Source organism: Pseudomonas sp. MNR3A (assembly GCF_009650575.1).
Taxonomy (GTDB): Bacteria; Pseudomonadota; Gammaproteobacteria; order Pseudomonadales; family Pseudomonadaceae; genus Aquipseudomonas; species Aquipseudomonas machongensis.
In genome coordinates this window covers 1-5,787 of the sequence record NZ_VZZS01000049.1, presented here as the reverse complement: position 1 = coordinate 5,787, position 5,787 = coordinate 1, and the positions used below count along the sequence as shown (strand labels likewise).

Annotated in this window: 4 protein-coding genes and 1 pseudogene; 3 read left to right on the top strand and 2 right to left on the bottom strand. The window is 64.7% G+C overall.

All coding sequences use genetic code 11. The features are described from left to right. Positions 1 to 16: 16 nt before the first annotated feature. Positions 17 to 907, bottom strand: a complete 891-nt coding sequence (locus F6X62_RS25145; protein WP_153775023.1) for a LysR substrate-binding domain-containing protein — start codon at positions 905 to 907, stop codon at positions 17 to 19. Positions 908 to 1,044: 137 nt separating this feature from the next. Between F6X62_RS25145 and F6X62_RS25140 the strand changes: the two genes are divergently transcribed. Continuing rightward, positions 1,045 to 2,535: an aldehyde dehydrogenase family protein gene (locus F6X62_RS25140; RefSeq protein WP_054893714.1), complete on the top strand. Its 1,491-nt coding sequence runs from the start codon at positions 1,045 to 1,047 to the stop codon at positions 2,533 to 2,535. 172 nt (positions 2,536 to 2,707) lie between these two features. Then, positions 2,708 to 3,994 (top strand): FAD-binding oxidoreductase, encoded by a 1,287-nt coding sequence (locus F6X62_RS25135; protein WP_153775022.1) that lies wholly within the window; start codon positions 2,708 to 2,710, stop codon positions 3,992 to 3,994. Positions 3,995 to 4,036: 42 nt separating this feature from the next. Here F6X62_RS25135 and F6X62_RS25130 read toward each other — a convergent pair whose 3' ends face one another. Further along, a complete protein-coding gene (locus F6X62_RS25130; RefSeq protein WP_153775021.1) occupies positions 4,037 to 5,464 on the bottom strand; it encodes a mechanosensitive ion channel family protein in 1,428 nt (475 codons plus the stop codon). Positions 5,465 to 5,699: 235 nt separating this feature from the next. On the opposite strand from F6X62_RS25130, the pseudogene F6X62_RS25125 reads away from it, so the two are divergent. Next, positions 5,700 to 5,787: pseudogene (locus F6X62_RS25125) on the top strand (hydrolase); the annotation flags it as partial.

The following is a 5,787-nucleotide window of genomic DNA, read 5'->3' as shown; positions in this document are numbered from 1 at the left end:
CCGCCGCGCCAGCACATCACCCTGGCAACTGCGCCCGAATCCACTCCACCAACGCCCGCACCTTGGGCACCTCCGCGGCATGTTCGGCGAACGCCAGGTAGTGCTTGCCGTTGCTCGGCATCGAATGGTTCCAGGCCACCACCAGGCTGCCCTCGGCCAGCTCCTTGGCCGCCAGGTAGCGCGGCACCAGGGCCACGCCGCAGCCGGACTGCGCGGCACTGAGGGCCATGTAGAAGGTATCGAAGCGCGGACCATGGTAGCTGTTGTCGGTGTGCAGCCCCTGTTCCAGGAACCATTCATGCCAGGCCTCCGGCCGCGAAGTGCTTTGCAGCAGCACCTGCCCGGCCAGCGCGCCGGGGCTGTCCAGCACTTGTCCGGCCAGTAGCTCCGGGGCGCATACCGGCACCACTTCTTCGCCGAACAGTTCCACGCAGGTCGCACCCGGCCAGGTGCCCTGACCGAAGAAGAACACCACGTCGGCCGAGCCCTGCAGCAGGGCGAAGGGCTCCATTTCGTTGCGGATGTCCAGGTGGATGTTCGGGTGGCGTTTGCCAAAGCCCTTGAGCCGAGGAATCAACCAGCGCACGCCAAAACTCGGTTGAGTGGCTACTTTCAATACTTCGGTCTGTTCGCCATAGGTGAGGACATAGCGGCTGGACATGTCCACCTGGGTGAGGATCTTGTTGACCTCGGCCAGGTACAGCGAGCCCGCCGGCGTGAGCTGCAGGCGTCGGCGGATGCGCAGGAACAGGTGGTGACGCAGCATTTCTTCGAGCTGTGCCACCTGCTTGCTGACAGCGCTCTGGGTCAGGTGCAGCTCTTCGGCGGCGCGAGTGAAGTTCAGGTGGCGGGCGGCAGCCTCGAAGCACTGCAAGGCCGTCATCGACGGAACCAGGCGTTTGGACATGGCACTCTCTACGGCAGCGATACCATTCCGCAGGGGAATGATAAGAGGAATAAAGGTCGTTTGTTGCAGCAATGTAATCGGATTAATACTGATCCCCATCACCTTTTCAACCCTTCACCCGATGTAGGAGAAGCACAATGGTTGCTGCATTGCTCGAGCGCCTCGGCGTCGCCGCCGCGGATCACACCCAGGGCGACTACCCTGTCCACACGCCGATCGACGGCAGCCAGATCGCCTCGGTGAAATTGCTCGGCAAAGCCGAGACCATCGCCCGCATCGACCAGGCGCAAACAGCCTTCGAAGCCTGGCGCAACGTACCGGCCCCGCGACGCGGCGAGCTGGTGCGTCTGTTTGGGGAAGTGCTGCGTGCGCACAAGGCTGACCTTGGCGAGCTGGTGTCCATCGAAGCCGGCAAGATCACCCAGGAGGGGCTGGGCGAAGTGCAGGAGATGATCGACATCTGCGACTTCGCCGTCGGCCTGTCGCGTCAGCTCTACGGCCTGACCATCGCCTCCGAGCGTCCGGGCCACCACATGCGTGAATCCTGGCACCCGCTGGGCGTGGTTGGGGTGATCAGCGCCTTCAACTTTCCGGTTGCGGTATGGGCATGGAACACCACGCTGGCGCTGGTAGCTGGCAACTCGGTGGTGTGGAAACCGTCGGAAAAGACCCCGCTGACCGCACTGGCCTGCCAGGCGCTGTTCGAGAAGGCCCTGAAAGCCTTTGGTGAGGCGCCGCAGGGCCTCAGCCAACTGGTGATCGGCGGGCGTGAAGCCGGTGAAGCCTTGGTCGATGATCCGCGCGTACCGCTGGTCAGCGCCACCGGTAGCACCCGCATGGGCCGCGAAGTAGGCCCACGGGTTGCGGCGCGCTTCGGCCGCAGCATCCTCGAACTGGGCGGTAACAACGCCATGATCCTTGCCCCGAGCGCCGACCTCGACCTGGCCGTGCGCGGCATCCTGTTCTCGGCCGTGGGTACTGCTGGCCAACGCTGCACCACGCTGCGCCGCCTGATCGTCCACCGTTCGATCAAGGACGAAGTGGTCGCCCGCGTCAAAGCCGCCTACGGCAAGGTGCGCATCGGCGACCCGCGCAAGGACAACCTGGTCGGCCCACTGATCGACAAGCTGTCGTTCGACGCCATGCAGGGCGCGCTGGCCAAGGCACGCGACGAGGGTGGGCAGGTCTTCGGTGGCGAGCGCCAATTGGCCGACCAGTACCCCAACGCCTATTACGTATCGCCTGCCATCGCCGAGATGCCGGCGCAGAGCGAGGTGGTGCGCCACGAAACCTTCGCGCCGATTCTCTACGTGCTGGCCTACGATGACTTCGAAGAGGCCCTGCGCCTGAACAACGAAGTGCCACAGGGCCTGTCGTCGTGCATCTTCACCACCGACATCCGTGAGGCCGAGCGCTTCCAGAGCGCCTCGGGCAGTGATTGCGGTATCGCCAACGTCAACATCGGCACCAGCGGCGCGGAAATCGGCGGCGCCTTCGGTGGCGAGAAGGAGACGGGTGGTGGCCGTGAGTCCGGTTCGGATGCGTGGAAGGGCTACATGCGCCGTCAGACCAATACCGTGAACTACTCGCGTGAGCTGCCGCTGGCGCAGGGGATCGTGTTCGACTGATGTAATGGCCGGGGGCCTTGGCCCCCGGTTCGCGGGACAAGTCGGGGCGCCGAACCGCCGCTCCTACAAGGATCGCGCAGGCGATGGGGATCCCTGTATGAGCGGGCTTGTCCCGCGATTGGGCGGCATGCCGCCCCAACTGCAACAAGAACAATATTGCTGGAGCCGGGCCATGTCCGAACTGCGTCAAGAATGTCTGTGGGAATCGATCACCCAACCGACCGTTGCTTCACAGGCCCTGGCCGGTGAATACAAGGCCGATGTCTGCGTGATCGGCGCAGGAATCACCGGGCTGTCGGCGGCGATCCACCTGCTCGAACAAGGCAAGTCGGTCGTCCTGCTGGAGGCGTGGAAGGTTGGGCATGGCGGTTCCGGGCGCAATGTCGGGCTGGTCAACGCCGGGACCTGGATTCGCCCTGACGACGTCGAGGCAACCCTGGGCGTCGAGCAGGGCGGGCGCCTGAACAAGGTGCTGGGCGAGGCGCCCGGTGAAGTCTTCGCCATGATCGAACGCCTGGGCATCGACTGCCAGGCTCAGCATAAAGGCAACCTGCACATGGCGCACAACGCCACGGGCCTCGCCGACCTCGAAGCACGCCACGAGCAATGGCGCCGCCGTGGTGCCGACGTGGAACTGCTGCGGGGGGCCGAGTGCCAGGAATACTGCGGTACCGACAAGATTTCCGCCGCGCTGCTCGACCGCCGCGCTGGCACCATCAACCCCATGGGCTACACCCAGGGTCTGGCCGCCGCGGTGCAGCGTCTGGGGGGTAAGCTGTTCCAGCAATCGCCGGTCGAAGGCCTGACGCGTGATGGCGACGGCTGGCGAGTCGCCACCGACCGTGGCAGCGTGCGCGCCGACAAGGTGGTGGTTTCCACGGGCGCCTACACCGAGGGCGACTGGAGCCATTTGCAGAAGCACTTCTTCCGCGGCTACTACTACCAGGTCGCCTCCAAGCCACTGCAGGGGGCGGCGGCCGACAGGATCCTGCCCCATGGCCAGGGCTCGTGGGATACCCGCACCGTACTCAGCAGCATCCGCCGCGATGATCAAGGTCGCCTGCTGCTCGGCAGCCTGGGCCGGGTCGACAACAAGCCGGCGTGGTTCGTGCGCAGTTGGGCCGATCGAATCCAGAGCCATTACTTCCCTGAACTGGGCAAGGTCGAGTGGGAGGTGCACTGGACCGGTTGCATCGACTTCACCCCCGACCACCTGATGCGCCTGTTCGAGCCAGCGTCGGGGGTGGTGGCGGTGACGGGCTACAACGGTCGTGGCAATACCACGGGCACGGTGATTGGGCGGGCCCTTGCGGAGTTTCTGCTCAAGGATGATCCCGACCACCTGCCGATCCCGTTCTCGCCGATGAAACCGGTGAGTGCGCCTTCGTTGCGCACGGCCTTCTACGAGTCGGGCTTCTCGCTGTATCACGCTGGGCAGTGCTTGCGCGTGGTGTTGTGATTGCGCTGGCCCTTCCGCGGATAAGCCCGCGAAAGGGCCCGTTTATTTGTGCAGCCAGCTCAGGAAGCCACCCTTCTTCACCGCTGCCGGTTTCTGCAGCAGCAGTGACTCCCGGCTCTGCAGCCTGAAGCGCTGCAGCTTGTTCAACGCCTGCACCACTTCGCCGCGCTCGGCCAGGCAACTGCGCACCTGCTCCTTGTCGATCCGGTACAGCAGGCAGCCGGTCAGGGTGCGGAATTCGGCGAACGAGCTGTCCTCGTCCATGATGCCCTCGATCCCCAGCACTTCCCCCGGCCCCATGCGCCCGGCCTCCACCCGCTTGTCGCCATTGCGGATCGATGCCTGGACCACGCCGCTGCCGATCACCAGCAGGTGATCGGACTGTTCGCCGACATCCAGGATCACCTGGTCGGCCAGATACTCCACCGCCATCATGCGCTGGCTGAGGGCATCGCGCTCCTCGCTGCTCAGCGAACGGAACACCCGCACTTCGTCGAGCAGCTCACGCTGTCGGCTGCGTGGGGTCACGGCGAGGTCGAGGTTCCACATCACGCCGCTGGCCTCGAGATGGCGGTGGGCGAGGTCGAACAGCTGGTTGCGTACTTCGGTCTTGTGCGCCGCGTCGGCGATAAAGCCGCTGGCCTCGTATTCCACCGATTCCAGTGTCGAGGCTTTCACCGACACCTTCGCTGCGGGTGACGGGAGCAGGGCGCTGGTGCCTTGCAGGGCTTTTTCCAGCGCATCGAACACCCGCTTGGGGCGGATCCTGGCGGGTACCACCACACTGATCGAAACTCCGTGGCGGTCGGCAGGCCGGCTGTGGTTGAGCAGGCGCGCCTTGGCTGCCACCGAGTTGGGAATCACCGCCAGGCTGCCGGTGCCGGTGATCAGCCGCGTGGCGCGCCAGTCGATATCCACCACCTTGCCCTCGGTGCCGTCGATCGAGATCGAGTCACCGATCTGGTAGGGCCGCGTGGTGTTGAGCACGATGCCGGAGAACACGTCGGCCAGGGTGCTCTGCAGCGCCAGGCCGATGACGATGGCCATCACCCCGGAAGTCGCCAGCAACCCCTTGACCGGGAGTTGCAGGACATAGGCTGCCGCTGCCACGGCCGCGGCGAGAAAGATCAGCGCCCCCACGACATCCTGCAGCAGGCGTCCGCCGTGACTGCCGCGGGCGATCATCAGCAGGCCGAACACCACCGTCACCGTGCGCGCGCCGAACAGCCACCAGCCGATGGTCAGCACCGTGGCGATCAGGTTGCGCGCGACATCGTCCGCCCATGGCGGCGGTTGCAGCGGGCTCATGCCGGCAGCCAGCAGAACCGCGCTGAAGATGACGAAGATGCCCAGGCGCGTGACGATACGCCAGGCGCGGCGCTCCAGCGGGATCAGTTGCCAGAGCAGCAGGTCGAGGAAGATCAGGCAGGTACCCAGCAGCAGGGGATAAGACTGGATGAAGGCCAGCATGGTGGTCTCGGGGGGCTAGGGGAGGGCTGAGGGGTAGTAAAGAGCAGGTTGGTTGCCCAGGCAATGGGGCATCTGTGGGAGAGGGTTTGCCCGCGAACAAGATTGCACCGATTTGATCGTTCCAAAAAAGGAACGCTAAGGCTGTTTTTCACTATCTACCGCAAGAAATGCAATGTTTTTAATCTGTGCCCATGCAGTCGAGACAACAACCCAACCCATCCGAAGGAGCACGACCATGAGCCAATTCACCTACAACCGCCTGAACAAAGACGACGCCGCCGTACTGCTGGTCGACCACCAGGCAGGCCTGCTGTCGCTGGTTC